The organism is Candidatus Allofournierella excrementavium (assembly GCF_048526665.1).
Taxonomy (GTDB): domain Bacteria; phylum Bacillota; class Clostridia; order Oscillospirales; family Ruminococcaceae; genus Allofournierella_A; species Allofournierella_A excrementavium.
The window spans coordinates 84,575-110,405 of record NZ_DBGFPE010000005.1; the positions used below are offsets into that span (position 1 = coordinate 84,575).

General features: G+C 64.9%; 28 protein-coding genes. 18 read left to right on the forward strand and 10 right to left on the reverse strand.

All coding sequences use genetic code 11. The annotated features are described in order from the left end of the window. Nucleotides 1-37: 37 nt before the first annotated feature. Complete coding sequence (locus ACMI1Q_RS01265; RefSeq protein ID WP_419502527.1) at nt 38-1,903, reverse strand: alpha/beta fold hydrolase; 1,866 nt, start codon at nt 1,901-1,903, stop codon at nt 38-40. 227 nt (nt 1,904-2,130) lie between these two features. Between ACMI1Q_RS01265 and ACMI1Q_RS01270 the strand changes: the two genes are divergently transcribed. The 4 genes from ACMI1Q_RS01270 (at nt 2,131) to ACMI1Q_RS01285 (ending at nt 5,861) form a co-directional block, all read left to right on the forward strand. Further along, nucleotides 2,131-2,976 (forward strand): AraC family transcriptional regulator, encoded by an 846-nt coding sequence (locus ACMI1Q_RS01270; protein WP_419067212.1) that lies wholly within the window; start codon nt 2,131-2,133, stop codon nt 2,974-2,976. A gap of 84 nt (nt 2,977-3,060) precedes the next feature. Further along, nucleotides 3,061-3,801, forward strand: a complete 741-nt coding sequence (locus ACMI1Q_RS01275; RefSeq protein WP_394979800.1) for a DUF5058 family protein — start codon at nt 3,061-3,063, stop codon at nt 3,799-3,801. A gap of 13 nt (nt 3,802-3,814) precedes the next feature. Further along, nucleotides 3,815-4,498, forward strand: a complete 684-nt coding sequence (locus ACMI1Q_RS01280; protein WP_419502528.1) for a hypothetical protein — start codon at nt 3,815-3,817, stop codon at nt 4,496-4,498. Between the two features lie 28 nt (nt 4,499-4,526). Then, complete coding sequence (locus ACMI1Q_RS01285) at nt 4,527-5,861, forward strand: CCA tRNA nucleotidyltransferase (protein ID WP_419502529.1); 1,335 nt, start codon at nt 4,527-4,529, stop codon at nt 5,859-5,861. A 45-nt stretch (nt 5,862-5,906) separates the two neighbouring features. On the opposite strand, the gene ACMI1Q_RS01290 is transcribed toward ACMI1Q_RS01285, so the two are convergent. From ACMI1Q_RS01290 to ACMI1Q_RS01310, 5 genes are all read right to left on the reverse strand, one after another. Continuing rightward, nucleotides 5,907-6,725, reverse strand: a complete 819-nt coding sequence (locus ACMI1Q_RS01290; protein WP_419502530.1) for a hypothetical protein — start codon at nt 6,723-6,725, stop codon at nt 5,907-5,909. Beyond that, on the reverse strand, nt 6,726-7,094 hold the full coding sequence (locus ACMI1Q_RS01295; protein ID WP_419502531.1) for a hypothetical protein: 369 nt from the start codon (nt 7,092-7,094) through the stop codon (nt 6,726-6,728). It lies immediately after the preceding gene. Then, entirely contained in the window at nt 7,075-7,608 is a 534-nt protein-coding gene (locus tag ACMI1Q_RS01300; RefSeq protein ID WP_419502532.1) for an RNA polymerase sigma factor, read from the reverse strand. Before ACMI1Q_RS01300 ends, ACMI1Q_RS01295 begins: the two co-directional genes overlap by 20 nt. A gap of 133 nt (nt 7,609-7,741) precedes the next feature. Further along, the gene (locus ACMI1Q_RS01305; protein WP_330056110.1) at nt 7,742-8,554 is read right to left on the reverse strand and encodes a metallophosphoesterase; all 813 of its coding nucleotides are present in this window, start codon (nt 8,552-8,554) and stop codon (nt 7,742-7,744) included. Nucleotides 8,555-8,556: 2 nt separating this feature from the next. Next, nucleotides 8,557-9,396, reverse strand: coding sequence for a DegV family protein (locus ACMI1Q_RS01310; RefSeq protein ID WP_419502533.1), 840 nt, complete (start codon nt 9,394-9,396; stop codon nt 8,557-8,559). A gap of 216 nt (nt 9,397-9,612) precedes the next feature. Here ACMI1Q_RS01310 and ACMI1Q_RS01315 point away from each other — a divergent pair, with 216 nt between their 5' ends. From ACMI1Q_RS01315 to ACMI1Q_RS01325, 3 genes are all read left to right on the forward strand, one after another. Next, nucleotides 9,613-10,467: a DMT family transporter gene (locus tag ACMI1Q_RS01315; RefSeq protein ID WP_419502534.1), complete on the forward strand. Its 855-nt coding sequence runs from the start codon at nt 9,613-9,615 to the stop codon at nt 10,465-10,467. Between the two features lie 179 nt (nt 10,468-10,646). Next, nucleotides 10,647-11,603 (forward strand): SGNH/GDSL hydrolase family protein, encoded by a 957-nt coding sequence (locus tag ACMI1Q_RS01320; protein WP_394979782.1) that lies wholly within the window; start codon nt 10,647-10,649, stop codon nt 11,601-11,603. Nucleotides 11,604-11,623: 20 nt separating this feature from the next. Then, complete coding sequence (locus ACMI1Q_RS01325; protein WP_419502535.1) at nt 11,624-12,622, forward strand: SGNH/GDSL hydrolase family protein; 999 nt, start codon at nt 11,624-11,626, stop codon at nt 12,620-12,622. A gap of 38 nt (nt 12,623-12,660) precedes the next feature. On the opposite strand, the gene ACMI1Q_RS01330 is transcribed toward ACMI1Q_RS01325, so the two are convergent. Together ACMI1Q_RS01330 and ACMI1Q_RS01335 are read right to left on the reverse strand one after the other, a co-directional pair. Continuing rightward, the gene (locus ACMI1Q_RS01330) at nt 12,661-13,791 is read right to left on the reverse strand and encodes an MFS transporter (RefSeq protein ID WP_419502536.1); all 1,131 of its coding nucleotides are present in this window, start codon (nt 13,789-13,791) and stop codon (nt 12,661-12,663) included. A 124-nt stretch (nt 13,792-13,915) separates the two neighbouring features. Continuing rightward, a complete protein-coding gene (locus tag ACMI1Q_RS01335; RefSeq protein WP_417025697.1) occupies nt 13,916-14,863 on the reverse strand; it encodes a glycosyltransferase family 2 protein in 948 nt (315 codons plus the stop codon). 160 nt (nt 14,864-15,023) lie between these two features. Between ACMI1Q_RS01335 and ACMI1Q_RS01340 the strand changes: the two genes are divergently transcribed. The 11 genes from ACMI1Q_RS01340 (at nt 15,024) to ACMI1Q_RS01390 (ending at nt 22,413) form a co-directional block, all read left to right on the forward strand. Continuing rightward, nucleotides 15,024-15,314 (forward strand): AtpZ/AtpI family protein, encoded by a 291-nt coding sequence (locus ACMI1Q_RS01340; protein ID WP_419502537.1) that lies wholly within the window; start codon nt 15,024-15,026, stop codon nt 15,312-15,314. Nucleotides 15,315-15,331: 17 nt separating this feature from the next. Further along, nucleotides 15,332-15,763: an ATP synthase subunit I gene (locus tag ACMI1Q_RS01345; protein ID WP_177522695.1), complete on the forward strand. Its 432-nt coding sequence runs from the start codon at nt 15,332-15,334 to the stop codon at nt 15,761-15,763. Then, a complete protein-coding gene (locus ACMI1Q_RS01350) occupies nt 15,753-16,517 on the forward strand; it encodes a F0F1 ATP synthase subunit A (RefSeq protein WP_419502538.1) in 765 nt (254 codons plus the stop codon). The genes ACMI1Q_RS01345 and ACMI1Q_RS01350 overlap by 11 nt, the downstream gene beginning before the upstream one ends. A 93-nt stretch (nt 16,518-16,610) precedes the next feature. Further along, nucleotides 16,611-16,877, forward strand: coding sequence for an ATP synthase F0 subunit C (atpE, locus tag ACMI1Q_RS01355; protein WP_177522697.1), 267 nt, complete (start codon nt 16,611-16,613; stop codon nt 16,875-16,877). 39 nt (nt 16,878-16,916) lie between these two features. Next, nucleotides 16,917-17,423, forward strand: a complete 507-nt coding sequence (gene atpF, locus ACMI1Q_RS01360; protein ID WP_394979771.1) for a F0F1 ATP synthase subunit B — start codon at nt 16,917-16,919, stop codon at nt 17,421-17,423. After that, nucleotides 17,420-17,956, forward strand: coding sequence for an ATP synthase F1 subunit delta (atpH, locus tag ACMI1Q_RS01365; protein ID WP_418441313.1), 537 nt, complete (start codon nt 17,420-17,422; stop codon nt 17,954-17,956). The genes atpF and atpH overlap by 4 nt, the downstream gene beginning before the upstream one ends. 17 nt (nt 17,957-17,973) lie before the next feature. Continuing rightward, a complete protein-coding gene (gene atpA / locus ACMI1Q_RS01370; protein ID WP_419502539.1) occupies nt 17,974-19,494 on the forward strand; it encodes a F0F1 ATP synthase subunit alpha in 1,521 nt (506 codons plus the stop codon). A gap of 13 nt (nt 19,495-19,507) precedes the next feature. Next, the gene (atpG, locus tag ACMI1Q_RS01375; protein WP_177522701.1) at nt 19,508-20,359 is read left to right on the forward strand and encodes an ATP synthase F1 subunit gamma; all 852 of its coding nucleotides are present in this window, start codon (nt 19,508-19,510) and stop codon (nt 20,357-20,359) included. A 38-nt stretch (nt 20,360-20,397) separates the two neighbouring features. Beyond that, nucleotides 20,398-21,801 (forward strand): F0F1 ATP synthase subunit beta, encoded by a 1,404-nt coding sequence (gene atpD / locus ACMI1Q_RS01380; RefSeq protein ID WP_394979766.1) that lies wholly within the window; start codon nt 20,398-20,400, stop codon nt 21,799-21,801. Continuing rightward, nucleotides 21,798-22,205 carry an ATP synthase F1 subunit epsilon gene (gene atpC / locus ACMI1Q_RS01385; protein ID WP_330057723.1) on the forward strand — a complete coding sequence of 136 codons (408 nt, stop codon included), beginning with the start codon at nt 21,798-21,800 and terminating at the stop codon, nt 22,203-22,205. The genes atpD and atpC overlap by 4 nt, the downstream gene beginning before the upstream one ends. Nucleotides 22,206-22,227: 22 nt before the next feature. Then, on the forward strand, nt 22,228-22,413 hold the full coding sequence (locus ACMI1Q_RS01390) for a hypothetical protein (protein ID WP_419502540.1): 186 nt from the start codon (nt 22,228-22,230) through the stop codon (nt 22,411-22,413). A gap of 336 nt (nt 22,414-22,749) precedes the next feature. On the opposite strand, the gene ACMI1Q_RS01395 is transcribed toward ACMI1Q_RS01390, so the two are convergent. Together ACMI1Q_RS01395 and trkA are read right to left on the reverse strand one after the other, a co-directional pair. Then, a complete protein-coding gene (locus tag ACMI1Q_RS01395; RefSeq protein ID WP_419502541.1) occupies nt 22,750-24,198 on the reverse strand; it encodes a TrkH family potassium uptake protein in 1,449 nt (482 codons plus the stop codon). Between the two features lie 46 nt (nt 24,199-24,244). Then, entirely contained in the window at nt 24,245-25,603 is a 1,359-nt protein-coding gene (gene trkA / locus ACMI1Q_RS01400) for a Trk system potassium transporter TrkA (RefSeq protein ID WP_419502542.1), read from the reverse strand. Nucleotides 25,604-25,831 lie beyond the last annotated feature (228 nt).

Sequence of the window (25,831 nt, forward strand, 5' to 3'; positions counted from 1 at the left end):
TTGTTGTGTACGGCTCAAAGCCGCAATGAAATGAAAATCAGGCGGGCAGGGTGTATACTGCCGTGTTGATGAGGGTGATCAGTGTGCCAAAGATGACCGGCCCCAAATAGATGCTGGAGGTGGCATTGTAGACCTTGCGGTTGATGATGGTGCCTGCGATGGCGGACAGGATCATGTAGCACAGCATCATGTAGGCTTTCCAGTTGGAGAACGCACCGATGCCCACGCCGGTGGTGTAAAGAATGGTGTAATATACTGCCACCACCACGATGATGCCCAGCACGTTGCACAGAACGCACAAGAACAGGTTCAGGCCTTCGGACATGCCCTTGAAGCGGTTGCAGCCGTTCATGATAAGGGAGTTGATGCACCAATACAGAATGAAGAAAGGCACATACACCAGAGACGCTTTCAGGTGCGACCACTTCATCACGGAGACGGCCAGGTCTACCAGACGGAAGTCGACCTTGAAGAAGAAGTCGGCAAACCACACTACGCTGTGGCAGAGCACCACCACAACGACCCCCAGAAGGAGGATGCGGCCAACGTCCGGCAGGCTGACTTTCAGATGATAGTCAGACAGCTTAACGCCGTTTTTCTTGTGGATCAGGTTGTGGAAAAGCAGGAACATGGCCAGCAGGAACAGGCTGCTGAACATCATCCAGACCACTACGTTATTGGACACACCATAGACGAAAACGCTGCCGGTAGTGCCCTGCCCGGTCAGGGAGAAGATTTTGCTGGTCTGCTGAATGATGACCGGAGCCATGATGGGGGGCACGAAGCCGCCAATCAGCGAGGCCACGATGAAGATGGCCCAGTCCTTTTTGCTCTGCAGCCCGGTCACCGGTGCCTGGGCGGGGCGCCGCAGCCCGGCGAATACCGGCACCTGCAGCAGCAGAAGGGCCACTGGCACGGTGAGCGCCAGAACGGCAAGCAAGCCCAGCGCGGAGAAGGCCATCAAAATCTGATAGTTCTGGTTGGAGGGGTCGATGGGATTCGGTGCGCCCAACGTGTCGGAAAAGAAGGTGACGGTGTCGCGGATGAAGGCGCTGCTGATCATGCCGGAGCCGTGAGTGGAATCCTCGGGATTATAGATCACGCGGCCGTTGTTTTCCTCATAGCTGCCGTACACATGGCCGATCTCCACCTTTACGTTCGGGTCCAGCAGATCCTCTTCGGAGAAGGTGCCGGGCACCCCCAGATTGACCACTTCCTTCATCTCGGTTTTCACGCTCAGGTCGCCCGGCCAATAACCGGGAACGTCCTTGAAGCCCAGCCGGGAATAGGGGTCATACAGGCCGGCGCCAAAGCCCAGGTTGATGCCGGTGGCCAGGTCGTCCAAAGGCGAATAGGGAGGCGCCAGGATCAGCGCCGCGCTGACCTTCTTTTCATAGGTCTCGGGGGAATTGCGCTGTTCCTCGCCGTAGTCGGTCATTACACGAACTACGTTCCCGCCGCCCTTGGAATATCCGGCAATGCCGATGCGGGAGCTGTCGATGTAGGGCAGATTGTAGTAAACATAGTCAATGAGTTCCGCAAACCCATAGGTGGGCGAAGCACCCGTGGACTCGGACGAATGCCCGGCGGAGAGCAGGTCCAGCACATAGACTGCGAAGCCGCGCCGCGCAAGTTCCGAAGCGACCAGGCGCGCACTTTCCGCGGTGCTGTCGTTGCCGGGGCTGTAGACCACCGCGGGAACAGGGGACTCTGCCGTGGCATTTACGGGACGGTATTCCAGGAAACGCACGATGTCGCCGGTGTCGATCGCAATTTTCAGGTCGTTGACCTCCACTTTTCCGCCGTCGGTCATCATATAGCGCGTTCCTGCGATACTTGTCAGGCACAGAAGAAGACAGACGAGCAGGGCAATCAGGCTTTTTTTCGTGCTTGCTGTGGACATAAAACATTCCTCCTCTTTATATCCGGCAAACCGGGAATGGGGCGAAAATGCGTTTTGCACACTCCAAAATAAAAGTTATGCACAAAAAAGCATTTCACTGTGATATAAATATAGCATTGTCGACATAAATACGAAAGAATTTGTTTGCCTGCATATGGACATTTATTGACATTGCACTGTGTCTCTTTCATAATAGGATCAGAAAAACGCCAAAGGGGGCATGCCGGATGATCCAGCAGGAAAAGCGGGCCTTCGACGCGGGGGCCAAGGTGTGGGTGCAGCGTTACGAGAACCTGCGCAACCTGGCGCACTGGCATTTTGAGGACGAGCTGGTGGTCTGCCAGGGGGGCGAGGTGCGGCTGACGCTGAACGGCTGCATTTTTGATTTGACGGAAGGGGACTGCGCCTTTATCAGCCGCGAGAGCGTGCACAGCATCGCCGGCGCGCCGGGCAGCCGGGCGGCGGTGGCCCAGTTCGCGGGGCTGTTCGACGCGCCGCTGCGGCTGCGGGCGCCGGTCTTTGCCGACCGCTATCAGGCCGGGGCGCGGCTGGACGAGCTGGACCGGGAGTGCCGGGAAAAGCGCCCTTTTTACGCCGAGAAGATGAACGCCCTCATCACCTCGCTGATGGCGGATGTTTTCCGCGGCGAGCCGCTGGCGGAGCAGGCGGAAGCGGCCCAGCCCACCCTCGCCCGCTACAAGCAGCTGCTCCTCCTGCTGGAGCAGCAGGGCGGCGAGTGCACCTTTGAAGAGGCGGCGGACTTCATGCACATGTCCCCCGCCTACTTCTCCCGCTACTTTAAAAAGATGACGGGGCTCACCTTTTCCAGCTATCTGAACGTGCTGCGGGTGGACCGGGCGGTGGAACTGCTGGCCGGCGGGGAGGACATCACCATGGCCGACCTGATGGCCCGGTGCGGCTTCAACACCCTGCGCAACTTCAACCGGGTGTTCAAGGCCGTCACAGGCTACGCCCCCACCAGCCTGCCCGCCGGCTTCTCGCTGGACCGGCGGGTGCTGCTGAGCCAGGGCAGCACCTTCGACCCCACGCTGGACACCTCGGTGGTGCTGTGAGATGCGTTTGCCGCTGGACAGCGCCCTCAAAAGCTGGTATACTTACACCATTGCTTTAGTGTGATAAAATTGGGAGGGATCGAAATGGACCTTTTGACACAGCTCAACAGCCTGCCCATGTTCTTGATCGTGGGCGTGGTGGTGGCCTTCATCGCGGTGCTCTGCGTGGTGTTCCTGGTGCGCAGCTGGCGCGCCGGCGTGGCCATGGGGATGGACAAGGCAAAACTCCGCCGGGCCATCACCTCCAGCGCCACCTTCACCCTGCTGCCCAGCATCTCCATCCTGCTGGGGGTCATCGCGCTGTCCGGCTCTCTGGGCATCCCGCTGCCCTGGATCAGGCTCTCGGTGATCGGCGCGCTGCACTATGAGGGCAACGTGGCGGACATCGCCGCCCGCGCCGCGGGCATGAGCGGGGGCCTTGGCAGCGAGGAACTCACCGCGCCGGTGTTTCTGACCATCGCCCTGGTGATGACCGCGGGCATCCTGGCGGGGTGCTTCCTGTGCATCTTCTGCCTCAAGGCCTATATGAAAAAGGTGCGCAGCGCCGCCCAAAAGGAAAAGAGCGGCAAAAAGGGCTTCGGCGACCACATGTTCACCGCCATGTTCGTGGGTCTGGTCAGCGCCTACATCGGCTCCTACCTGGGCGAGTGGACCAGCACCGGCAACTATATGCCCCTGTTCGTGGCGGCGGTGAGCGCTGCGGCCATGGGCCTGTTCGAATATCTGGCCCGCAAAAGGGGCATGACCTGGCTGGACAACTTCTCCATGGCGGGCAGCATGCTGGTGGGTATGGCGGCGGCCGTGGCGCTGTTCGCCGTGGTGTGAGGAGGTGGCCGAGATGAACGAAGCGAAGAAGAACGAACTCTACGACCGCTACGAAAACTCCACCCACCTGCTGGGCCGGCTGGGCACGGCGGCGGCCATCCTGCTGCTGCTGGCGGTGCCCATGGCCATGGGCTGGGTGCTGAACGCCTCCCCCGACTGGAAGGCCTTCGGCGTGGGCTTTGCCCAGGCGGCGCTGATCTACTGGACCAGCGGCGTGGTGGAATTTCTGGTCTACGCGCCCATGCTGGGCTCGGGCGCCAGCTACCTCACCTTCATCACCGGCAACGCCGTCAACCTCAAGCTGCCCTGCGCGGTGAACGCCCGGGAGATCTGCGGCACCCAGGTGGGCACGCCGGAAAACGACATCGTCTCCACCCTGTCGGTGGCCACCAGCAGTCTGGTGACCACGCTGGTGCTGGCGGTGGGTGTGCTGTGCCTTGTGCCCCTGCGCCCGGTGCTGGAAAACCCGGCCCTGGCCCCCGCCTTCAACAACGTCATCCCCGCTTTGTTCGGGGCGCTGGCCTTCAAGTATTTCTCCAAGAGCCTCAAGCTGGCGGCGGCGCCGCTGGCCTTCATGTGCGTGCTGTTCGTGGCGGTGCCCAGCCTGATCGGAAGCGTCTCCTTCCTCATCCTGGTCAGCGGCGGCATGGCCATCGGCATCGCCTACTGGATGTTCCGCACGGGACGTCTGGGCTGAAAATTTTCTTGCAAAGGAGGGGCGCGGGATGGAAGTTCCGGCCCATGTGGAACAGCTGCTGGCCGCGCTGCGCGCCGGGGGCTTTGTGGCCTGCCCGGTGGGCGGCTGCGTGCGGGACAGCCTTTTGGGCCGCGCCCCCGGCGACTGGGACCTGTGCACCAGCGCCCGCCCGGAGCAGGTGAAAGCCTGCGCCGCGCCCCGCTGGCGCACCCTGGACACCGGCATCGCCCACGGCACCGTGACGGTGCTCACCGAGGGCGGCCCGGTGGAGGTGACCACCTTCCGGGTGGAGGGGGGCTATTCCGACCACCGCCGCCCCGACGGGGTGCGCTTCGTGGCGGACCTCGAAGAGGATTTGGCCCGGCGGGACTTCACCATCAACGCCATGGCCCTGGACGAGGGCGGCATCGTGGACCCCTTCGGGGGCCGGGCGGACCTGTCGGCGGGGTTCATCCGCTGCGTGGGCGAGCCCGCCCGCCGCTTTGAGGAGGACGCGCTGCGCATTTTGCGGGCGCTGCGCTTTGCCTCCTGCCTGGATTTTTCCATCGAGCCGGCCACCCTGGCCGCCGCCCGCGCCGCCGCGCCCACCCTGACCCGGGTGAGCGCCGAGCGGGTGTTCGCGGAGCTGGACAAACTGCTTTTGGGCCCCGGCGCGGGGCGGGTGCTGGCCCAGTGCGGCGACATCCTGGCCCATGCGGTGCCCGCCATCGGGCCCTGCCTCGGCTTTGACCTGCGCAGCCCCCGCCACGAGCTGGACCTCTGGGGGCACATCGCCCGGGCGGTGGGCCTTGCGCCGCCGCGGCGCAACGTGCGCTGGGCGCTGCTGCTCCACGACCTGGCAAAGCCGGACTGTTTCGTGCTGGACGGCCAGGGCTTCGGCCACGCCCCCGGCCACGCCGCCCGGGGCGCGGCGCTGGCAAAGGAGGTGCTGGCGCGGCTGAAGGCCCCCGGCCGCCTTGTGCAGGGGGTGCAGCCGCTGGTGCGCTGGCACGACACCCCCCTGCCTCAGGACACCCCCGGCGTGCGCCGGTGGCTGGGCCGCTGGGGTTGGCCCACGCTGGAGGACCTGATCGCCGTGAAGCGGGCGGACCTTCTGGCCCACGCCGACGGGCCGGTCATCCGCCGCCGTCTGCAAGAGACGGCCCGCTTTGAGAAGCTGGCTCGCCAGGCCCACCGCCGGGGCGACTGCGTGCGGGTGGACCAGCTGGCGGTGAGTGGGGCCGACCTGATGAATGCCGGCGTCTGCCGGGCGGGGCCCCGGATGGGGCGGCTGCTGGGCGCGGCGCTGAACGAGGTCATCGAGGGCCGGGTGGAAAACCACCCTGCGGCGCTGCTGGCCTGGGCCCGCAAACAGAAAAGATAAAATAAAAAAGGAGCGGACTTGGCATCCGCTCCTTTTTTCGTTTTGTCACTCCACCCACACGCGCCCGTCGATGTCGGTGGCGCCGTGGTTCACCACCCGCAGCTTCACCGTGCCGGGGGCAAGGTCGGCAAGGGAGAAGTACTGCACGCCGTCCGCGCCGCTGATGACCTCGGTATACACGGTCTCGCCGTTCTGGATGACCTCCAGATCCAGCCGTTCGCCCTCGCAGGTCACGTCCACCGCCAGCATGCGACCGGCGGGGTCGTCCAGGTCAAAGCGGCCGGAGGTGTGGTAGCCGTCGCTGGTCTTGTTCATGGAGAAGGTCCACACCCCGTCCCGGTGGCCCTCCACGTTCATGATGACCCAGCCGATGTTCACGTCCCCGGCGCTCTCGATGGGCAGGCCCGCCACGATGGCGGCACCCCCGGTGGTCACAAGGGGCGTGCTCCCGGCGGAGAAGGCGTAGACGAACATGCCCGCCAGCAGCCCCGCCATGCACACCACGCTGACAAGGCCGCAGGCGACGGCCGCCTTGCCCAGCGCGCCCAGTTTCGTTTTGGGGGCGGGCTCGCCGTAATGGCTGTTGGCCGCGCCGCAGGCGGAGCAGAAGCGGTCCGCCCGGGTGAGGGGCGCGCCGCAGCTCTCACAGGGCTCCAGCGCCTGCTTGCGGCCGAAGATGAAGTAGAGAAGCAGGGCGATGATGGGGCCGGCGAACACCGCCAGCAGCACCCACAGGGCGGGGGGCTGGCCGTGGAGGCGGCTGTCGCGGTAGAGCCAGACGCAGCTGAGCACGGTGAACGCCAGCCCCAGCAGGCCGGCCAGCATAAGGAAGCCGAAAATGAGGATAAGAGGCATGACTGCCATTCAGGACATCTCCTTTCTGCCCTTCGGGGGCAGTTCCAGTGTGAGTTGTTCTTTGAGGTCGGAGCATTTGAGGCCCACGAAGGTCATCACCACGCCGCCCACCGCCAGCCAGCCCAGGGCGAAGGCCGCCAGATGAGCCGCCAGGGGCATGATGGGCAGGGCAAAGATGAGGGCGGGCACCCCGCAGACAAAGAGGTTCGCGGTCATGGGCAGCCACCACAGCGACACCCGCCGGGCGGCGGGGCGGCTTTGCAGCTCCCGCTCCTTTTGATAAAGGCGCGCCTTCAGAACGGCGTTCAGCTCCGCGTCCGGCTCCTCGCCCCTTTGCAGGGCGGCGGCCAGCCGCCGGTCAAAGTTCTTTTCGTCCATAGCCTCTCGCCTCCATTTCCTTTTTCAGCAAGAGCCGCGCCTTGTGCAGCCGGCTTTTCACCGTGCCTTTGGGCAGCTTTTCGATGCGGGCCACCTCTTCCAGCGGAAGCTCGGCCCCGTAGGCCAGCAGCACCGCTGCCCGGTACTTGTCCGGCAGGCGCTCCACCGCAGCGGCCAGGGCGCGGTTTTCCGCCGCCGCCAGCGCCGCCGCCTCCGGCTCCTCGCCCCCGGCAAGGGGCGGCGGGTCGTCGCCGTCCAGCTCCACCGGCCGGGCGATGGCCGCCCGCCGGCCGCGCTTGCGCGCTTCGTTGCGCCACAGGCCGGTGGCCACGCTGTAGAGCAGCGCCCGGGGATTGCGGCCCTCGTCCGGGACCAGGTCCAGCTCCAGCAGCCGCAGAAAGGTCTGCTGATAGAGGTCCTCTCCGTCGGGGCCAAACCCGGCCAGCCGCCGGCAATAGCGGTAAAGTTCTGTTCCGTAGCTGCCCAGCAGCTGCTCCACCTGACATGCCTGCACGCGGCTCACCTCCTTGTTGGTCTTGATCCAGACGCCTGTTTCGCTTTGTATTCGTCGCCAAAGGGGCGGCGGTTCATTTTTTTTGCAAAAAAATCCGGGGCCCCGGCGGGGCCCCGGACGGGTCGCTTGAATTTCAGCCCAGCACCACCAGCTCCGGCGGCGCAAGGAAGCGGAAGGGCACTCCGCTCATGCCGATGCCCCGGCTGACATACAGCTGGGCCGCCCCCGGCCCCTGGGGCCGGTAGAGGCCATAGGGGTAGAACTTGCCCCCCGGCGGCAGGATGAGCCGGGTGAGCACCGGCAGCCGCACCTGACCGGCGTGGCTGTGGCCGCTGAGCATCAGGTCCGCCTTTTTCAGCGGCAGATAGCGGGCCTTGTCCGGCATGTGGCACAGACAGATGCGCCAGCCGTCGGCGGGCATGCGCCGCAGCACCCGCCCGTCGGAGTAGGGCGAAAGGCCGCAGAGGGTCACCCCCGGCGCGGGGCTGGCCAGCTGGTCCCACAGAACGGTGAAGCCGCCCGCCTCGAACAGCTGTTCAAAGAAGGGGCGCGCGCCCTCCCGCACGTCGTGGTTGCCCAGCACCGCGTACTTGCCTTTGGGGGCGCGGATGCGCCGCAGCTGCCGCGCCAGCTCGGGGAAGGGCAGGGCCCAGGCGTCCCGCAGGAATTTGGAGAAAAAGTCGCCGCCGAAGAGCACAAGGTCGGGCTTCAGGGCGTTGATGCGCTCCACCACCGCCTCCAGCCGCTCGGGCGCGCCGGCGCGACGGATGTGCAGGTCGCTGAAAAACACCACCCGCAGCGGCGGCTTTTTTTCCAGCGGCGGCCGGGTGACGGTCAGCCGCCGGGGCTCCAGCTTCGCGGCGTAGAAGGCGAGGCCCAGCCCCGCGGCGGTGAGGGCCGCTGCGCCGGCCAGCAGCGCGGCATCCCGCGCCCGGGTCTGCTTCATGGTCAGTACCCCACGATGATGCCGCCGGTCTCGGCGTAGAAGCTGGTCAGGCCGCTGCAGGGCAGCACCACCACTTTGGCGCCGGGCCATTTCTTTTCAATGCCGTTTTTCAGCATCAGGGCGGCCTTTTCGTTCTGGCAGTGGCTGATGACCACAGGCTCCAGCCCCTGGTAGCCCCGGTGGTCCATCTCTTCCAGCAGCAGGGCCAGCATGCGGGTTTCGCCGCGGGTCTTGTGCAGCATTTCCAGCTTGCCTTCCTCGCTGCCGCGGCCCACCGCCCGCATGCTCATCACGCCGGCCATAAAGCCTGCCAGGCGGCTCAAACGGCCGTTTTTCACCAGATTGTCAAAGCTGGCCAGGGCGAACAGCACCTGACGGCCCTGGAACCAGATCTCCCACTCCCGCACCACTTCGTCGAAGGGCAGGCCGGAGGCCACCAGATCGTTGGCCTTCCAGATGGCCAGGGTCATCTCGCCGCCGGTGGAAAGGCTGTCCAGCACATGGATGCGCTTTTCGGGGTGGCTTTCCAGCACCATCTCCCGGGCCACCATGGCGCTGTTGTAGCTGCCGGACAGGTTGCTGCTGATGGTGATGGCCAGAACGTTGTCCGCCTGCATGAACTTCTCCGCCCACTCTTCGGGGCTGGGGCAGGCGGTGGTGGAGGCCCCGTTGTAGTTGTGCATGGCGTCGATCATGGCGTCCACATCCAGGGCGGAATTGTCCACAAATTCCCGGTCGCCCACCCGGATCTTCAGAGGCACGGTGGCAAAGCTGAGATCGGGGGCGGGATTTTCCAGGCTGCGCAGTTCGCAGGAAGAGTCGCTGACGATGATCCAGGACATAGGGCATATCTCCTTTTGCAGAAAGCCGGTGTGCGGCCCATCTGGTATTTAAAACTACATCTCTCTCTTCATTGTAGCAGTGCAGGGGTGCCCCGTCAAGCGAAAACGAGCAAAATCCCGTGACAAACCGGCCCTTCTGCGTTACAATGATAAAGCATTGCGGCCCCGGCCCCCGAAAGGGGAGGCGGCGGGGGCCGAAGGGGGAGGAAACAGGGCATGAAAGGGCAAAAAAACGGGGTTTTTCTGGTGCTGGCCGCGGCGGTGCTGATGAGTTTCGGCGGGCTGATGATCAAGGCCATCCCCTGGAACGCCATGGCGGTGAACAGCGGGCGCAACCTGTTCGCGGCGCTGGTCACCTTCGGCTATATGAAGGCGATGGGCATGCCGGTGCGGGTCAACCGCACGGTGCTGGGGTGCGCTGTGTGCATCACCGCCTGCAACGTGGCCTACACCCTGGCCACCCGCCTCACCACCGCCGCCAACGCGGTGGTGCTGCAATACACCAGCCCCGTGTTCATCCTTTTATATCTGTGGGTGTTCTTCAGGCAGAAGCCCCGGCGGCTGGATCTGGCCGCCTGCGCCGTGGTGTTCGCGGGCATGGCCTGCTGCTTTGCGGGCAGCCTGGAGGCCGGCGGTATGGCGGGCAACGTGCTGGCGGTGGCCGCCGCCAGCTGCTACGCCGTGGTGTTCATGGTGAACATGTTCCCCGGGGCGGACAGCTTTTCCAGCTACTTTTTCAGCCAGGTGCTGGGCTTTGCCGTGGGGCTGCCCTGGCTGGTCACTGAGCCGAACCTCAGCGCCGCCAGCTGGGGCGCCATCGTTCTGATGGGCACGGTGCAGGTGGGCGCGGCCTACATCCTCATGGCCCGGGGCCTTGCCACCACCGGGCCGGTGGCGGCGAACCTGGTGTGCATGACCGAGCCGGTGCTGAACCCGGTGTGGGTGGCCCTGTTCTGGGGCGAGACGGTGGGCCCCATGAGCCTTCTGGGCATCGCCGTGGTGCTGGCCGGGCTTTTGTTCTACAATCTGGCCGGCGCGAAAAAACGGGAGGAGGCCCCCGGGGTGAAATAACCGGCCCCCGTCCGTTCGTATATAGAATATGGGCGGCGGGCGGCAGCATATTCTGCCCCTCCGCGGAAAATACTGATATTGGATAAGAGACTGTGAATTTTCTGTGGCCTTGCTTGCGCGGGGCCTGCCGCTGGGGTATAATACCCAGTGTATACCATTTGAACAAAGAGGGAGAGAAAATGGCTACCTACCGGGAATTCCGCGAGCAGGTGAAACGCCGCCGCCGGCGCAAATTCATCCTGCGTCTGTCGCTGCTGATCGTCGCTGCCGCCGCTGTGTGCGGGGTGGCGTTCTTCGCGCTGTACACCGTGCTCACCGGCGCGGGCTGGACCCCCGGCAACGGGCAGCTGGTGGCATCGGGCAGCACCTCCGCTTCCGAGCCCGCCTCCGCCCCCGAGAGCAGCTCTTCCTCCGAAGGCGGGCAGGGCGGCCAGTCCGCCGCCACCTGGAACACCTCCACCCCGGTGGAGCCCACCCTGGACCAGACCATCAACGGCGCGGACTACCGCATGCTGGCGGTGGGGGCCAACGCCGCCGTGGATTACAGCTTCTTTGACCGGGCCGCCATCCTGGGCGACAGCGTCAGCCAGGGCTGGAACATCTACGAATCTCCCATGAAGGCCCACGCCTTCGTCTGCGCCTACAAGAGCATCGGCCCCAGCGCGGTGGTGAACAAGGAGACCGCCAACCCGGGCCAGGGCTCCGGCCGCGGCGAGGAGAACATCTACGAGACCATCATCAACTCCAATCCCCTGCGCCTCTACATCCTGCTGGGCACCAACGCCCTGGTGCGGGACGGCGAGGCCACCGAGCAGTCCTTCCTGGCCTATTACGGCCAGATGCTGGACATGTTCAAGGCGGACCTGGGCGACGAGGTGGACATTTACGTCCAGTCCATCACCCCGGTGCGCCCCGGCGCAAGCCAGCCCGGCCTTTATAAGGAGCGCATCCAGCGGGTGAACACCCAGCTGGCGGTGCTGGCCCGGGAGAAGGGCTGCCATTTCGTGAACGTCTATGAGGTGCTGCAGGATGCCAACGGCGATTTGCGGGAGGACCTTGCCGCCGCCGACAAGGTGCATCTGAACCAGAACGCCTACCCCATCATGGCCGAGTATCTGGCCACCCACACCGCCTGAAACTTTAGAAGGAGGCCGGCATGGCCAGCTACCGTGAATTTAGAAGAGAGACCATCGCCCGCCGCCGGCGGCGTCAGACCCGGCGGGGCCTGACCCTTGTGCTGGCGGTGCTGGTGCTGCTGGGTCTGGCCTGGGTCATCACCTGGGCCATCGAGACCGTGAGCGGCAAAGGCGAGGGCGCCGACGCCGACAGCACCCTGGACCTGGGCGCCACCGGCCTTGCGGGCAGCGTGCTCGCGCCCCTGCCCATGGAAAACCCCGTCACCGAAACGGGCGGCGGGGTGCAGTTCGCCAGCATGGGCCCGGTGCAGCAGTCCGACGGCTGGAGCTACACCGGCATGACCTATGAAAAGATCTGCCTGCCCGCCTGCGGCCGGGTGGACAACACCTACTTCTCCACCGCCCTGTTTTTGGGCGACAGCGTCACCGAGGGCCTGGGCCTCTATGAGAACCCGGTGAAGGACGTGGCCACGGTGCGCGGCTACCGGGGCGCCACCCCCGGCGACGTGGTGAACCGGGTGGTGATGACCGACTACAACACCGGCGAGGAATCGGTGCCGCTGGACGTGGCGGCCCAGATGAACCCCAAGAGCATCTACCTGATGTTCGGCGCAAACGCCCTGGCTGCCCGGGACGACGAGGCCGTTGAGGACAGCTTCATCGCCTACTACGGCCAGATGATCGACCTGCTGCGCGAGGCGGCCCCCGAGGCGGACATCTACGTCCAGACCATGACCCCGGTGGCGGCGGATTATTCCAGCACCGGCATCTACAAGGAGCGCATCCAGCGGGTGAACCAGAAGCTGGCCAACATGGCGCTGGAAAAGGGCGTTTACTTCGTGGACGTCTACTCCGCCCTGGCGGATGAGAACGGCGACCTTGTGGCGGAGTACTCCTCCGACGGCCTGCACATGGTGGCCGCGGGCTACAAGGCCTGGGCGGACTGTCTGGCCGGGCACGTGGCCTACAGCGCGGATAACCCCTATGTGATGGGCAGCGAATACTACATCGCGGAATGACAAAAAGGCACGGGACGCGGTCCCGTGCCTTTTTTCGTTTATGCCTTTTTGCGAAGGAGCAGCAGCCCCAGCCCCGCCGCCGACAAAAGCGCCCCCAGCAGGAAGGCGGCGGTCAGGCTGCGCTGGCCCAGCGCCCCCAGCGCCAGATTCACGGCGATGGCAAAGCACTCCATCACCATGGCCTGCACGCTCAGCGCGCTGGCCCGGTCCTCTGTGTGCAGCCGCCGGTTGCGCTCCTCGTCGGTGAGGGGGGCCAGCAGGCTGGAGGAAGTGCGCAGGGCCAGCACCGAGGCCACCGCCGCCGGGGCGGAGGAGGCGACGGCCAGCACGCCGCAGGCCCCGAGGCAGGTGAGGGCGCAGAAGACCGCCGCGCCCCGCCGGCCCAGCCGCCGTGCCAGGGCGGGGGAGAAGGCCCCCGCAAGGCCCAGCAGCGAGGCGGCCACATAGGCGGCGCTCATGGCCTGCTGGCCCATGCCGCAGGCCTCGTATTTCAGCTGGTTCAAAAACACCGTGGCCACCTGGCAGACTTCCGCCAGCAGCGCGGCCCCCGCCAGCAGCGGCAGAACGCCGCCGCCCAGCGCCTCGCGCGCCGCCGCGGCAAAGCTGCCCCGGGCCGGGGCGGGCTCCGGGCCGCGCACCTCCCGCAGGCCCAGGGCGAAAAGCAGCGCCAGGGCGTAGCTGCCCGCGGTGAGCAGGGCGGCAAGGCGGTAGCTGCCGGCGGGCAGCAGGGCGAACACGCCCCCCGCCGCCACCAGCCCCGCCATGGTCAGAGCGTTATAAACCGAAAAGACCCGCAGGCTGTCCCGCCCTTTGCAGGAGAGGTAGAGAATGGCGCTGTCCACGCCGGAAAGCCCCGCCTGCACCACCGCCAGCAGGATGCGCTCGGTGAGGAAATCCCCGAAGGAATCCGCCTGCCAGAACACCAGCTTTGAAATGAAATAAAGCCCGCAGCACAGCACCATCGTGCGGCGGTAGCCCAGCCGGTCGGCCAGATACCCCCAGGGCACCTCCAGCGCCACGCACAGCGCCAGCGACACCGCCTCGATGAGGGAAATTTCGAACACCGACACCCCCGCCGCCCGGCGGTAGAGGGTGGCCACAGGGGCGTAAAACACCATGCCCTGCAAAAGGGCGATGGCGCACATGCAAAAAATATTCCGTTTCAGCATAAAAACAGACCCATCCTTGGATCAAACACACGGCAAACAAGGCGCCGGTGTGTTCCGGCGCCGCGGACGATGTGTTCGTTCATCAGATGGGTCTGTTCATTGCCTCTTCCTCAAAATGGGCGGTTCACTCCGCCTCGTCCTGTTCAGTCTCCCGCACGATGTACACCGGGCGGTGCTTCACTTCCATGTAGGTCTTGGCCAGATACTGCCCCAGCACCCCCATGCAGAACAGCTGCACGCCGCTGCACAGAAAGATGATGCACACAAGGCTGGGCCAGCCGCTGGTGGGGTCGCCGAAGAGCAGGGTGCGCACGATGATGAAAAGGATCATCACAAAGGCCAGCACGCAGAAGATGATGCCGATGAGGCTGGCCAGCGCCAGGGGCGCGGTGGTGAAGGCCACGATGCCCTCCAGCGAGTAGAGGAACAGCTTCCAGAAGCTCCACTTGGTCTCGCCGGCCACCCGCTCCACGTTCACATACTCCAGCCACTTGGTCTTGAAGCCCACCCAGCCGAAGATGCCCTTGGAAAAGCGGTTGTATTCCGGCAGGGCCAGGATGGCGTCCACCATCCGCCGGCGCATCAGGCGGTAGTCCCGCGCGCCGTCCACGATGTCGGCATCGCTGAGGCGGTTGATGATCTTGTAGAACATCCGGGCAAAAAAGCTGCGGATGGGCGGCTCGCCCTTGCGGTTGGTGCGGCGGGTGGCGGCGCAGTCGTAGTCCTCCTCCAGCAGCGCGTCCAGCATCTGGGGCAGAAGGGCGGGCGGGTCCTGCAGGTCCGCGTCCATCATGGCCACATAGTCGCCCTTTGCGGCTTCCAGCCCCGCCAGGATGCCCGCCTCCTTGCCGAAGTTGCGGGAAAAGCTGATGTAACGCACCCGCTCGTCCTGTTTGTGCAGCTCGCGGGCGATGGAGAGGGTCTTATCCTTGGAGCCGTCGTCCACAAAGATGAATTCAAAATCCGCCCCGTGGCTCGACTTCATCTCTTCGGCCACCCGGCAGATCTCTTTATAAAAGTAAGGCAGCGCCTCCTGCTCGTTGTAGCAGGGCACCACGATGGAAAGCAGCATTCCGCCACCGCCTTTGCGTTTTTCTTCATTCTATCACAAAGGCCGGGGCACGGCAAGCGGGCGGCGCAGGGGGCTAAATTGTAAAAAAACTGTGTCCAGTCCACAAAATGAATTGTTTTATCAACTGTTTTTTGGTATAATATTCAATCATGCGGCGGTATTGGCCGTGCTGAAAAAGGGGGCGTGCCGGGTGAAGGGCTGGATGAACGCGCTGCGGGAACTGGCCTGGCTCACGCAGCTTGGGTTTTCGCTGGTCACGCCGCCGTTTTTGTGCGCCTTCGCCGCCTGGTGGCTCATCGACGCCAAGGGCTGGCCCGCCTGGGTCATGGCGCCGGCGCTGGTTTTGGGCCTGGGCGCGGCAGGGGCGTCCTTCTGGGGGTTCTACCGCTATGTGCAGCGCAGGAACAAGCCGGATAAGAAGGGCCCCGCCGCATTCAACGACCACGTTTGAAAGAGAGGAACGTCCGGATGAAATTGCAGCCGGCTGTGAAAAAGGAGACCGCCCACATCGCCCTCGGCGTGGCGGTGGGGGTGGCGGTGATGCTCGCCGTGTTCGCCCTTTTGGGGCGTTTTGACTACACGGTGGCCCTGGGGGGCGTTTTGGGCGGCGCGGTGGCGGTGCTCAACTTTTTGCTTCTGGGCCTCACGGTGCAGAAGATCACCCGCGAGACGAACGAGGAACGGGGCCGCAAGCTCATGCAGTTTTCCTACAGCATGCGCATGCTGGTGATGGCCCTGTGGCTGATCCTGGCGGTCAGCATGCCCTTCCTCCACTGGGTGGCGGCGGCGCTGCCGCTGCTTTTCCCCCGTCTGACCATCGCGGTGATGCAGCTGACGGGCGTTTACAAAAAGGAACAAGACAACGAGGAAAAGGGGGAACAAGTCGACCATGAACGTTGAGATCACCGGCCCGAAGATCCTTTGGGAGTCCTCCTGGTCGGTGCCGCTGCTGGGCAAGTTCCAGATCACCGAGAGCCTGCTGAACGCCTGGATCATCCTGGCGGCCATCGCGCTGCTGTGCTGGTGGCTGGGCCGGGGCCTGACCGTGGACAAGATCAGCAAAAAGCAGGCGGTGGCAGAACTTCTGGTCACCACCTGCAAGAACTTCGTCATCGGCAACATGGGCCAGCGCTACGCCCACTTCGTGCCCTTCATCGGGGCGCTGTTCAGCTATTCGGCGCTGTGCAGCCTGTCCAGCCTGATCGGGCTGTACCCCGCCACCAGCGACCTGTCCACCGAGCTGTCCTGGGCGCTTTTGGTGTTCGTGATGATCACCTGCACCAAAATCAAGACCAGCGGCCTGAAGGGCTATCTCGTGGGTTTCACCACCCCCATCCCGGTGTTCACCCCCTTCAACATCATCAGCGAGCTGGCAACGCCCATCTCCATGGCCTTCCGTCACTTCGGCAACATCATGTCCGGCGGCGTTATCAGCACGCTGGTCTACGCCGCGCTGGCGGTGGCCAGCAACGCGATGCTGGGCCTTCTGCCCGGCGCGCTGGGCGAGGTCTTGAGCCTCATCCCCCTCTTCCAGCTGGGCATCCCGGCGGTGCTGTCCATCTACTTTGATCTGTTCAGCAGCTTCATGCAGGCCTTCATCTTCTGCATGCTCACCATGCTGTACATCGCCAACGCCGCCGAGGCGGACGGCTGACCCTTTTGACCCGACGCGGCCGCCGGCCGCGAGGAAAACGCCCCCCGAGGGGGGCGGCATAAACAAAGTACTTCATTTTAGGAGGAACTATCTATGATGGAAAAAGCAATCGTTCTGGCCGGCTGCGCCATCGGCGCGGGTCTCGCTCTGATCGCCGGCATCGGCCCCGGTATCGGCGAAGGTTACGCCGTGGGCCAGGCCTGCACGGCCATCGGCCGCCAGCCCGAGTGCAAGGGCGACGTGACCAGCACCATGCTGCTGGGCTGCGCCATCGCCGAGACCACCGGTATCTACGGCTTCGTCACCGGCCTGCTGCTGCTGTTCGTCGCGCCGGGCATGTTCATCGGCATGCTGGGCTGAAAACAGGCCCCGATAAGCCGCAGGAAAGGGGAATGACCATTGGAACAATTTAAAGATCTGGTCACCATAACGCCCTGGCACATGGTCATGATGCTGGGCAACCTGCTGATCCTCACGCTGATCGTCAAGAAGCTGCTGTTCGAGCGGGTGCAGAAGGTGCTGGACGAGCGCCAGGCCCGGGCCGACGCCATGCTGGACGACGCCCGCAAGGCCAAGGAGACCGCCGAGGCCGAAAAGGCCGAGTATGAGAGCCATCTGGCCACGGCCAAACAGGAAGTGGCCGACATGCTGGCCCAGGCGGACAAGACCGCCGCGGCCCGCAGCGAGGAGACCCTTGCCGCCGCCCGCGCCCAGGCCGCCCAGATGAAGCAGAAGGCCGAGGCGGAGATCGAGCAGGCCCGCAAGAAGGCTTTGAACGACGCCAAGGACGAGATCGGCGGCATGGCCATGGCCATTGCCAGCAAGGTGGTGGAGCGGGAGATCAGCGAGGCCGACCACAAGGCCCTGATCGACAGCTTCATCGAAAACGTGGGTGACGCGTCATGACCGCCGCGGGCGCCGAGTACGGCGGCGCTCTCTACGAGCTGGCCGCCGAGGAGGGGCTGGAGGAGGTCATCCTGGAGCAGCTGACGGAAGTGCGCCGGCTGCTGGCCGAGAACCCCGCCTATGAAAAACTGCTGGCGATGCCCAGCGTGCCCAAGGCCGAGCGCTGCGCTGCGCTGGACGAGGCCTTTGGCGGGCAGGCGGAGCCGTATCTTCTGAATTTTCTCAAGCTGCTTTGCGAAAAGGGCGCCATCCGCACCCTGCCGGACTGCCTCAAGGAATACCGGGCCCGTTACAACGCCGCCCACGGCATCCTGGAGGCCACGGCGGTGACCGCGGTGCCCATGAGCGAAGCGCAGACCGAAGCGCTGAAGAAAAAGCTGGAGGCGCTCACCGGCAAGACCATCGCCCTCACCGCCCGGGTGCAGCCCGGGTGCCTGGGCGGCGTGCGGCTGGAGGTGGAGGGCACCCAACTGGACGGCACGGTGAAGAACCGGCTGGATGAGGTGCGCCGCCTGCTGGCAGCCACATTGTAATCGGAGAAGGTGAAAGAATGCAATTGAAACCCGAAGAGATCACCCGGATCATCAAGGCGCAGATCAAGCACTACCAGAACGTCATCGAGCAGAGCGAGACCGGCACCGTGATCCTGGTGGGCGACGGCATCGCCCGGGCGGTGGGTCTGGAAAAATGCATGAGCGGCGAGCTGGTGGAGTTTGAAAACGGCGCCTACGGCATGGCCCAGAACCTGGAGGAGAACAGCGTCTCCATCGTGCTTTTGGGCGATGAGGAGGGCATCAAGGAGGGCAGCGTGGTCAAGCGCACCGGGCGCGTGGTCAGCGTGCCCGTGGGCGAGGCCATGATCGGCCGCGTGGTGAACGCCCTGGGCCAGCCCATCGACGGCAAGGGCCCCATCGAGGCCAAGGAGTACCGGCCCATCGAATCCCCCGCGCCGGGCATCATCGAGCGCCAGAGCGTTTCGGTGCCTCTGCAGACCGGCATCAAGGCCATCGACTCGATGATCCCCATCGGCCGCGGCCAGCGCGAGCTCATCATCGGCGACCGCCAGACCGGTAAGACGGTCATCGCCACCGACACCATCATCAACCAGAAGGGCACCGGCGTCATCTGCATCTATGTGGCCATCGGCCAGAAGCAGAGCACCGTGGCCCAGCTGGTGAACACGCTGGAGGAAAACGGCGCCATGGACTACACCATCGTGGTGTCCGCCTCCGCCAGCGAACTGTCGCCGTTGCAGTACATCGCCCCCTACGCGGGCTGTGCCATGGGCGAATACTTCATGGCTCAAGGGCGGGACGTGCTGGTCATTTACGACGACCTCTCCAAGCACGCCGTGGCTTACCGCGCCCTCAGCCTGCTCATCCGCCGTCCCCCGGGACGTGAGGCCTACCCCGGCGACGTGTTCTATCTGCACAGCCGCCTTTTGGAGCGCGCGGCCCGCATCGCCCCCGAGTACGGCGGCGGCAGCCTGACCGCCCTGCCCATCATCGAGACCCAGGCGGGCGACGTTTCCGCCTACATCCCCACCAACGTCATCTCCATCACCGACGGCCAGATCTTCCTGGAGAGCGAGCTGTTCCACAGCGGCGTCATGCCCGCGGTGAACCCGGGCATCTCGGTGTCCCGCGTGGGCGGCAACGCCCAGATCAAGGCGATGAAGAAGGTGGCGGGCAGCCTGAAGCTCATCTACAGCCAGTACCGCGAGCTGCAGAGCTTCGCCCAGTTCGGCTCCGACCTGGACGCCGACACCAAGGCGCGTCTGGCCCAGGGCGAGCGCATCGTGGCCGTGCTCAAGCAGGACCGCAACTCCCCCATCCCGGTGGAAAAGCAGGTCTGCATCCTCTACGCCGTCACCAAGGACTACCTGAAAGAGGTGGCCGTGGAGGACGTGAAGGAGTACGAGAAGGGCCTGTACGAGTACATGGACGCCCACGGCGCCGAGGTCCTTTCCGCCATCCGCACCACCGGCAAGCTGGAAGAGGACACCGAGAAGGCCCTCGCCGCGGCGCTGGACGATTACACCCGGCAGTTTTTGAACACCCGGGCGAAGTGAGGAGGCAGAGCGTATGGCAGGCGCGTCCATGAAGGACATCAAACTGCGCATCAAAAGCGTGGAAGGCACCATGCAGATCACCAAGGCCATGGAGCTGGTGGCCTCTTCCAAGCTGCGCCGCGCCAAGGAGCGGGTGGAACACAGCCGCCCCTACTTTGACGTGCTCCATGCGGCTCTGGATGACATCGCTTATTCCAACGACGAGTTCCGCTCGCCCTACATGGCCCAGCGCCCGGTGAAGAAGAGCTGCTATGTGGTCATCGCCGGCGACCGGGGCCTTGCCGGCGGCTACAACGCCAACATCCTCAAGGCGGTGGCCGCCCACGCCGAGGGCAAGGACTGGTGCGTTCTGCCCATCGGCAAGAAGGCGCTGGAACACTACCGCCGCCGGGGCGTGCCCGTGGTCACCGACCGCTACGCCGTGGCCGCGGATGTGGAGATGAGCGGCTGTTACGACATCGCCCGCACCCTGGCCAAGGGGTTCGTGAGCGGCGAATTTGACGAGATCATCCTGGCCTACACCAATTTCGTCTCCATGCTCAGCCAGCAGCCCGCCACCCTGAAGCTGCTGCCGCTGAACTACCGGCAGGCGGAACGGGGAACCGGCCCCCGCCAGACTACCCTCTACGAGCCGGACTGCGAGACGGTCTATAACGCCATCGTGCCGGAGTATCTGGCGGGCCTCATCTGGGGGGCTTTGTGCGAGTCGGTGGCCAGCGAGCTGGGCGCCCGCCGCACCGCCATGGACGCCGCCAGCAAGAACGCCGGCGAGATGATCGAGAACCTGAGCCTGCACTACAACCGGGCCCGGCAGGCGGCCATCACCCAGGAAATCACCGAGATCGTGGCGGGCGCCGAGGGCTGAAAAGCCCGTGGCACACGCCGAAAAAAGGAGAAATGTCCATGCCGAATCAATACGAGGGCACCGTGGTGCAGGTCATCGGCCCGGTGCTGGATATCAAATTCCCCGACGGTCAGCTGCCCAGCCTGCTCAACGCCATCCGGGTGGAGAACGGCGACAAGAGCCTGATCGTGGAGGTCTCGCAGCACATTGGCGACAATGTGGTGCGCTGCATCGCCATGAGCAGCACCGACGGCCTGGTGCGCGGCGCCAAAGCTGTGGACACCGGCGGCCCCATCAGCGTGCCTGTGGGCCGCGAGTGCCTGGGCCGCATCTTCAACCTGCTGGGCGAGCCGGTGGATAACCTGCCCGCCCCCGAGACCGCGGAGCGCTGGCCCATCCACCGCGATCCCCCCAGCTATGAGGAACAGCAGAACACCACCGAGATCCTGGAGACCGGCATCAAGGTCGTGGACCTGATCTGCCCCTACGCCAAGGGCGGCAAGATCGGCCTGTTCGGCGGCGCCGGCGTGGGCAAGACCGTGCTCATCATGGAGCTCATCAACAACGTTGCCAAGCAGCACGGCGGCCTGTCGGTGTTCACCGGCGTGGGCGAGCGCACCCGCGAGGGCAACGACCTTTACAACGAGATGAAGGAGTCGGGCGTTATCAACAAGACCGCCCTGGTCTACGGCCAGATGAACGAGCCGCCGGGAGCCCGTATGCGGGTGGGCCTGTCCGGCCTGACCATGGCCGAGTACTTCCGCGACAAGGAGCACCAGGACGTGCTGCTCTTCATCGACAACATCTTCCGCTTCACCCAGGCCGGCAGCGAGGTGTCGGCGCTGCTGGGCCGCATGCCCAGCGCCGTGGGCTATCAGCCCACCCTCGCCACCGAGATGGGCGCGCTGCAGGAGCGCATCACCTCTACCAAAGAGGGCTCCATCACCAGCGTGCAGGCGGTGTACGTGCCGGCGGACGACCTGACCGACCCCGCCCCCGCCACCACCTTCGCCCATCTGGACGCCACCACCGTTCTGTCCCGTGCCATCTCCAGCCTGGGCATCTACCCGGCTGTGGACCCGCTGGATTCCACCAGCCGCATCCTCTCCCCCGACGTGGTGGGCCAGGAGCACTATGAGGTGGCCCGCGGCGTGCAGCAGGTGCTGCAGCGCTACAAGGAGCTGCAGGACATCATCGCCATCATGGGCATGGACGAGCTGAGCGAAGAGGACAAGATCACCGTCAACCGCGCCCGCAAGATCCAGCGCTTCCTCAGCCAGCCCTTCACCGTGGCCGAGCAGTTCACCGGCATGGAGGGGCGGTATGTGCCTCTGAAGGAGACCATCCGCGGCTTCAAGGAGATCCTGGAAGGCAAACACGACGACCTGCCCGAGTCGGCGTTCCTGTTCAAGGGCACCATCGACGAGGTGGTCGCCCAGGCAAAGAAAGGTGAAACGGCATGACCAGTTTTCCGCTGCAGATCGTGACCCCCGGCGGCCAGGCCTATGACGGCATGGCCCAAAAGCTCTTCTGCCGCACCATCACCGGCGACGTGGCCATCCTGGCCCGCCACTGCGATTATCTCACCGCGGTGGGCATGGGCGAGGCCCGGGTCACCGCCGAGGACGGCACGGTGCGCCGCGCCGCCTGCATCGGCGGCATGCTGTCGGTGGCCGGGGGCAGGGTGCGCCTGATGGCCAACACCTTCGAGTGGGCCGAGGACATCGACGCCGCCCGGGCCGAAAAGTCCGAGGCGGACGCAAAGCGCCAGCTGGAGCAGGCGGACCTTTCCGCCCGCGACCGGGAGCTGGCCACCGCCAAGCTCAAGCGGGCGCAGGTGCGCCAGAGCGTGGCCGCCCGCCGCTGAGCGGCAAAGGAGGAACAGACCCATGGACCTGGAACGTCTCACCGCCCTGCTGGACGCTCTCACCGGCCGCTGGGCCCAGGTGCTGGCCGTCTTTGGCGGCGCGGCGCTGGCGGCGGGGGTGCTGGGCATGCTCACCCGCGCCCTGGGCGTCAAGGAGGACGACGGCCTCAAGGGCCTGCGCATCCGCAAGGACGAGCCTTCGGCCTGAACAAATCGGAATATTTTAAAAAAATATCCAAAAAGTAAAACCCCTGCCGTGTGGCAGGGGTTTTTTGTTTGCCGCGGATACGGCGCAAAGGAACACGCCGCGGGGAAAAAGCCTGCGGGCCGCCCGCCCGGCACGGGGCCAAAAGGTACAGCCCACGGACGGGCCGCCCGGTGCGAGGCCAAAAGGCACAGCCCACGGACGTGTCACCCGTCAAAAGTCACAGCAGGTGGAAAGGCCGCCCGGCGCAAGGGCGGAGGCCGCAGAGGGCAGAAGGACCGCCCGAGGCCCGGAAAAGTTACAGTTAGCGAAAAGGCCGCCCCGGCGCAGGGCCAAAGGTCACAGCCGGCGGCTCCAGCTGTGGCGGCTGAACAGCGCCAGCAGGGGGAAAATTTCCAGGCGGCCCAGCAGCATGTCCAGCGTCAGCACCAGCTTGGACAGGTCGCTGTAGCAGTCGTAGTTCACCATGGGGCCCACCGCGTCGAAGCCGGGGCCGATGTTGTTGAAGCAGGAGAACACGGCGGAGATGTTGCTCTCCAGGCTGAGCTCGTCCAGCGAGACGACCACGAAGCTGCCGAAGAGGATGAGCACATAGGCCACCAGATAGGCGCTCACGTTGTGGAGCACATCGTCCTCCACCACCTTGCCGTTCACCCGCACCAGCTGCACGCTGTTGGGGCGCAGGGTCCGGCGCATGGCGCGGCGCAGGCTTTTCAGCATGAGGGAAAGGCGGATCACCTTCAGGCCGCCGCCGGTGGACCCCGCGCAGGCGCCCACCGCCATCAGGCAGAGCAGGATGGCCTTGGAAAAGGCGGGCCAAACGTCAAAATCCACCGTGGAAAAGCCGGTGGTGGTCATGATGCTGCTCACCTGGAAATAGGCGTGGCGGATGCGCTCGGAAAAATCGGGGATGAGGTCCCGGATGTCCCAGGCGATGAGCGCGCCGGCGACCAGCAGGATGAGGAAATAAAGCCGCACCTCCTCGTCCTTCACCGCAAGGCCCACCTTGCGCAGAAGCAGCAGGTAATACACCGAGAAGTTCACCCCGAACAGGGCCATGAACACGGTGACCACCCATTGCAGATAGGGGCTGTAGCTTGCCATGCTGTCCGCCTTGATGCCAAAGCCGCCGGTGCCGGCGGTGCCGAAGGCGGTGCACAGGCTGTCGAACAGGGACATGCCCCCCGCCAGCAAAAACAGGATGCAGGCCAGGGTGAGCGCCAGATAGATGGCGTAGAGGATCTTGCTGGTCTGGCGCAGCCGGGGGGTGAGCTTGCTCACCGTGGGCCCCGGGCTCTCCGCCTGCATCAGGTGCAGCGCGCCGCCCTGCCGCGCGGGCAGGATGGCCAGCATGAACACCAGAATGCCCATGCCGCCCAGCCAGTGGGTGGCGCTGCGCCAGAACAGAAGGCCCCGGCTCATCTCGGCAGGGTCCGCCAGGATGGAGGCGCCGGTGGTGGTGAAGCCGCTCACCACCTCGAACAAAGCGTCGATGTAGCTGGGGATCTGGCCGCTGATGTAAAAGGGCAGGCAGCCCAGCAGCGACAGCACGATCCAGCACATGGCCACCGTCACAAAGCCCTCGGGGGCGAAGATGCTGCCCTTGGCCCGGCGGCCCACCAGCAGAAACAGCCCGGCGCACACGCCCATGATGAGCAGCGACGCGCCGAAGGCGAGGGCGGAGCGCCCGTCCCGGTCCACCCAGCACCACACAAGGCTGGGCAGCATGAAGGCCATCTCCAGAAGGATGATGGACCCGATGGTATGGTTGATCGCTCGAAAATTCAAGTCCGCACTTCCTCTTCACAAATTCCCGACGGCGGGCGCGCGCCCGTCACACGAACAGATCGTTCAGCTGCATCACGGGGGCGTCCAGCGTGCTCACCGCCACCACCGTGTCGCCCACGTCAAAGCTGGAGGTGCCGTCCGGGATGATGGTGTCGGCGCCCCGGCTGATGCAGGAGATAAGGATGCCCCGGCGCAGGGGCACGTCCTTCAGGGGCACGCCCCGGTGATGGGTGTGTTCATCCACCCGGAACTCCATGGCGGCGGCGTTGCCCTCGGCGATGAGGTGCAGCGCCAGGATCTTGCCGGTCTTGTTCTGCATGCCCCGCACATAGCGGGCGATGAGCGCGCTGCACAGGTCCTTGGGGCTCACGATGCTGCCGATGTCCAGCGCCTCGAACATCCGGTTGTACTCCAGGCGGTTGACCTTGGTCACCACCTTGGGCACCCCCTGGCTGTGGGCGTACATGCTCAGCACGATGTTCTCCTCGTCGATGCCCGTCAGGCTGACCAGGGCGTCGGCCTCGCCCAGGCCCTCGCTCTCCAGAAAGCTCTGGGAGGAGCCGTCCCCCAGCACCACCGCCGCGCCGGGCAGGTTCTCCGCCAGAAAGCGGGCGCGGGTGGGGTTCTGCTCGATGATCTTCACGCTCAGATGGGCGTCCAGCAGGCGCTGGGCCAGATAAAAGCTGATGTGGCCGCCGCCCACCAGCATCACCCGGCGGACCTTCTGTTTGGCGATGCCCAGGTTCTTGATGAGCTGGGCCAGGTTCACCGCCCGGGCGGTGACGAAGATGCGGTCGTCCTTTTTCAGCTCGAAGCTGCCGTCGGGGATGACCACCTGACCGGCGCGCAGCGCGGCGCAGACCAGCACCTTCACCTGGGCGATCTTGTAAAGCTGGTGCAGCGCCACGCCCTCCAGCCGGCTGCCCTCGTCCACCCGCAGGCCCACGATCTCCACCCGGCCCTTGGCAAAGCTGTCCCGGTGCAAAAAGCTGGGGAACTGCAGCAGATGGAAGATCTCCCGCGCCGCCGAAAGCTCCGGGTTGATGGTCATGGAAAGGCCCAGCTCCTCCCGCATGAAGAAGAGCTGTTCGGTGTAGTCCGGGTTGCGCACCCGGGCGATGGTGTGCAGGCGGCTGTTCATCTTTTTGGCCGTCAGGCAGCACAGCAGGTTGATCTCGTCGGCGCTGGTGGCCGCGATGAGCAGGTCCGCCTTTTCCACCTGCGCCTGGCGCAGCGCCTCCATGGTGGCGGCGTTTCCCTGCACCGCCATCACGTCGTACTGGTACATGTTGGCCTGCAGCACAACGGGGTTGGAATCCACGATGGTGACCTCGTGGCCCTCGTGCAGCAGCTGCCGCGTCAGGGCAAGGCCCACCTTGCCGTCGCCGGCAATAATGATCTTCATGGCACACACCTTTATTCTGGGTTTTGGTCTGTTTGCGGCCCGTGGGCGCAAAACTGATTATAGTATACGAGTTCAGCGGCAAATGTACAAGCGGTATTTTGCTTTTTGGCGCCGGACAGGGTCGAAACGCCCCCGCCGCGCGCCCGAACGCCTCTTTGCCGCGCTTGACAGTGCGCCCCAAAATGGGATACCATAAAGCCAAACACTGAACGCCGCTCCGGCCCCCGC

Coding starts and splice junctions, on each gene's coding strand:
- atpD (WP_394979766.1), top strand. CDS start 20,398: ATGCCGAATCAATACGAGGGCACCGTGGTGCAGGTCATCGGCCCGGTG.
- atpE (WP_177522697.1), top strand. CDS start 16,611: ATGATGGAAAAAGCAATCGTTCTGGCCGGCTGCGCCATCGGCGCGGGT.
- ACMI1Q_RS01315 (WP_419502534.1), top strand. CDS start 9,613: ATGAAAGGGCAAAAAAACGGGGTTTTTCTGGTGCTGGCCGCGGCGGTG.
- ACMI1Q_RS01285 (WP_419502529.1), top strand. CDS start 4,527: ATGGAAGTTCCGGCCCATGTGGAACAGCTGCTGGCCGCGCTGCGCGCC.
- ACMI1Q_RS01325 (WP_419502535.1), top strand. CDS start 11,624: ATGGCCAGCTACCGTGAATTTAGAAGAGAGACCATCGCCCGCCGCCGG.
- ACMI1Q_RS01345 (WP_177522695.1), top strand. CDS start 15,332: ATGAAATTGCAGCCGGCTGTGAAAAAGGAGACCGCCCACATCGCCCTC.
- ACMI1Q_RS01335 (WP_417025697.1), bottom strand. CDS start 14,863: ATGCTGCTTTCCATCGTGGTGCCCTGCTACAACGAGCAGGAGGCGCTG.
- ACMI1Q_RS01330 (WP_419502536.1), bottom strand. CDS start 13,791: ATGCTGAAACGGAATATTTTTTGCATGTGCGCCATCGCCCTTTTGCAG.
- atpH (WP_418441313.1), top strand. CDS start 17,420: ATGACCGCCGCGGGCGCCGAGTACGGCGGCGCTCTCTACGAGCTGGCC.
- ACMI1Q_RS01390 (WP_419502540.1), top strand. CDS start 22,228: ATGGACCTGGAACGTCTCACCGCCCTGCTGGACGCTCTCACCGGCCGC.
- ACMI1Q_RS01310 (WP_419502533.1), bottom strand. CDS start 9,396: ATGTCCTGGATCATCGTCAGCGACTCTTCCTGCGAACTGCGCAGCCTG.
- atpA (WP_419502539.1), top strand. CDS start 17,974: ATGCAATTGAAACCCGAAGAGATCACCCGGATCATCAAGGCGCAGATC.
- ACMI1Q_RS01270 (WP_419067212.1), top strand. CDS start 2,131: ATGATCCAGCAGGAAAAGCGGGCCTTCGACGCGGGGGCCAAGGTGTGG.
- ACMI1Q_RS01280 (WP_419502528.1), top strand. CDS start 3,815: ATGAACGAAGCGAAGAAGAACGAACTCTACGACCGCTACGAAAACTCC.
- ACMI1Q_RS01275 (WP_394979800.1), top strand. CDS start 3,061: ATGGACCTTTTGACACAGCTCAACAGCCTGCCCATGTTCTTGATCGTG.
- ACMI1Q_RS01305 (WP_330056110.1), bottom strand. CDS start 8,554: ATGAAGCAGACCCGGGCGCGGGATGCCGCGCTGCTGGCCGGCGCAGCG.
- ACMI1Q_RS01265 (WP_419502527.1), bottom strand. CDS start 1,903: ATGTCCACAGCAAGCACGAAAAAAAGCCTGATTGCCCTGCTCGTCTGT.
- ACMI1Q_RS01350 (WP_419502538.1), top strand. CDS start 15,753: ATGAACGTTGAGATCACCGGCCCGAAGATCCTTTGGGAGTCCTCCTGG.
- atpC (WP_330057723.1), top strand. CDS start 21,798: ATGACCAGTTTTCCGCTGCAGATCGTGACCCCCGGCGGCCAGGCCTAT.
- ACMI1Q_RS01295 (WP_419502531.1), bottom strand. CDS start 7,094: ATGGACGAAAAGAACTTTGACCGGCGGCTGGCCGCCGCCCTGCAAAGG.
- atpG (WP_177522701.1), top strand. CDS start 19,508: ATGGCAGGCGCGTCCATGAAGGACATCAAACTGCGCATCAAAAGCGTG.
- trkA (WP_419502542.1), bottom strand. CDS start 25,603: ATGAAGATCATTATTGCCGGCGACGGCAAGGTGGGCCTTGCCCTGACG.
- ACMI1Q_RS01320 (WP_394979782.1), top strand. CDS start 10,647: ATGGCTACCTACCGGGAATTCCGCGAGCAGGTGAAACGCCGCCGCCGG.
- ACMI1Q_RS01290 (WP_419502530.1), bottom strand. CDS start 6,725: ATGGCAGTCATGCCTCTTATCCTCATTTTCGGCTTCCTTATGCTGGCC.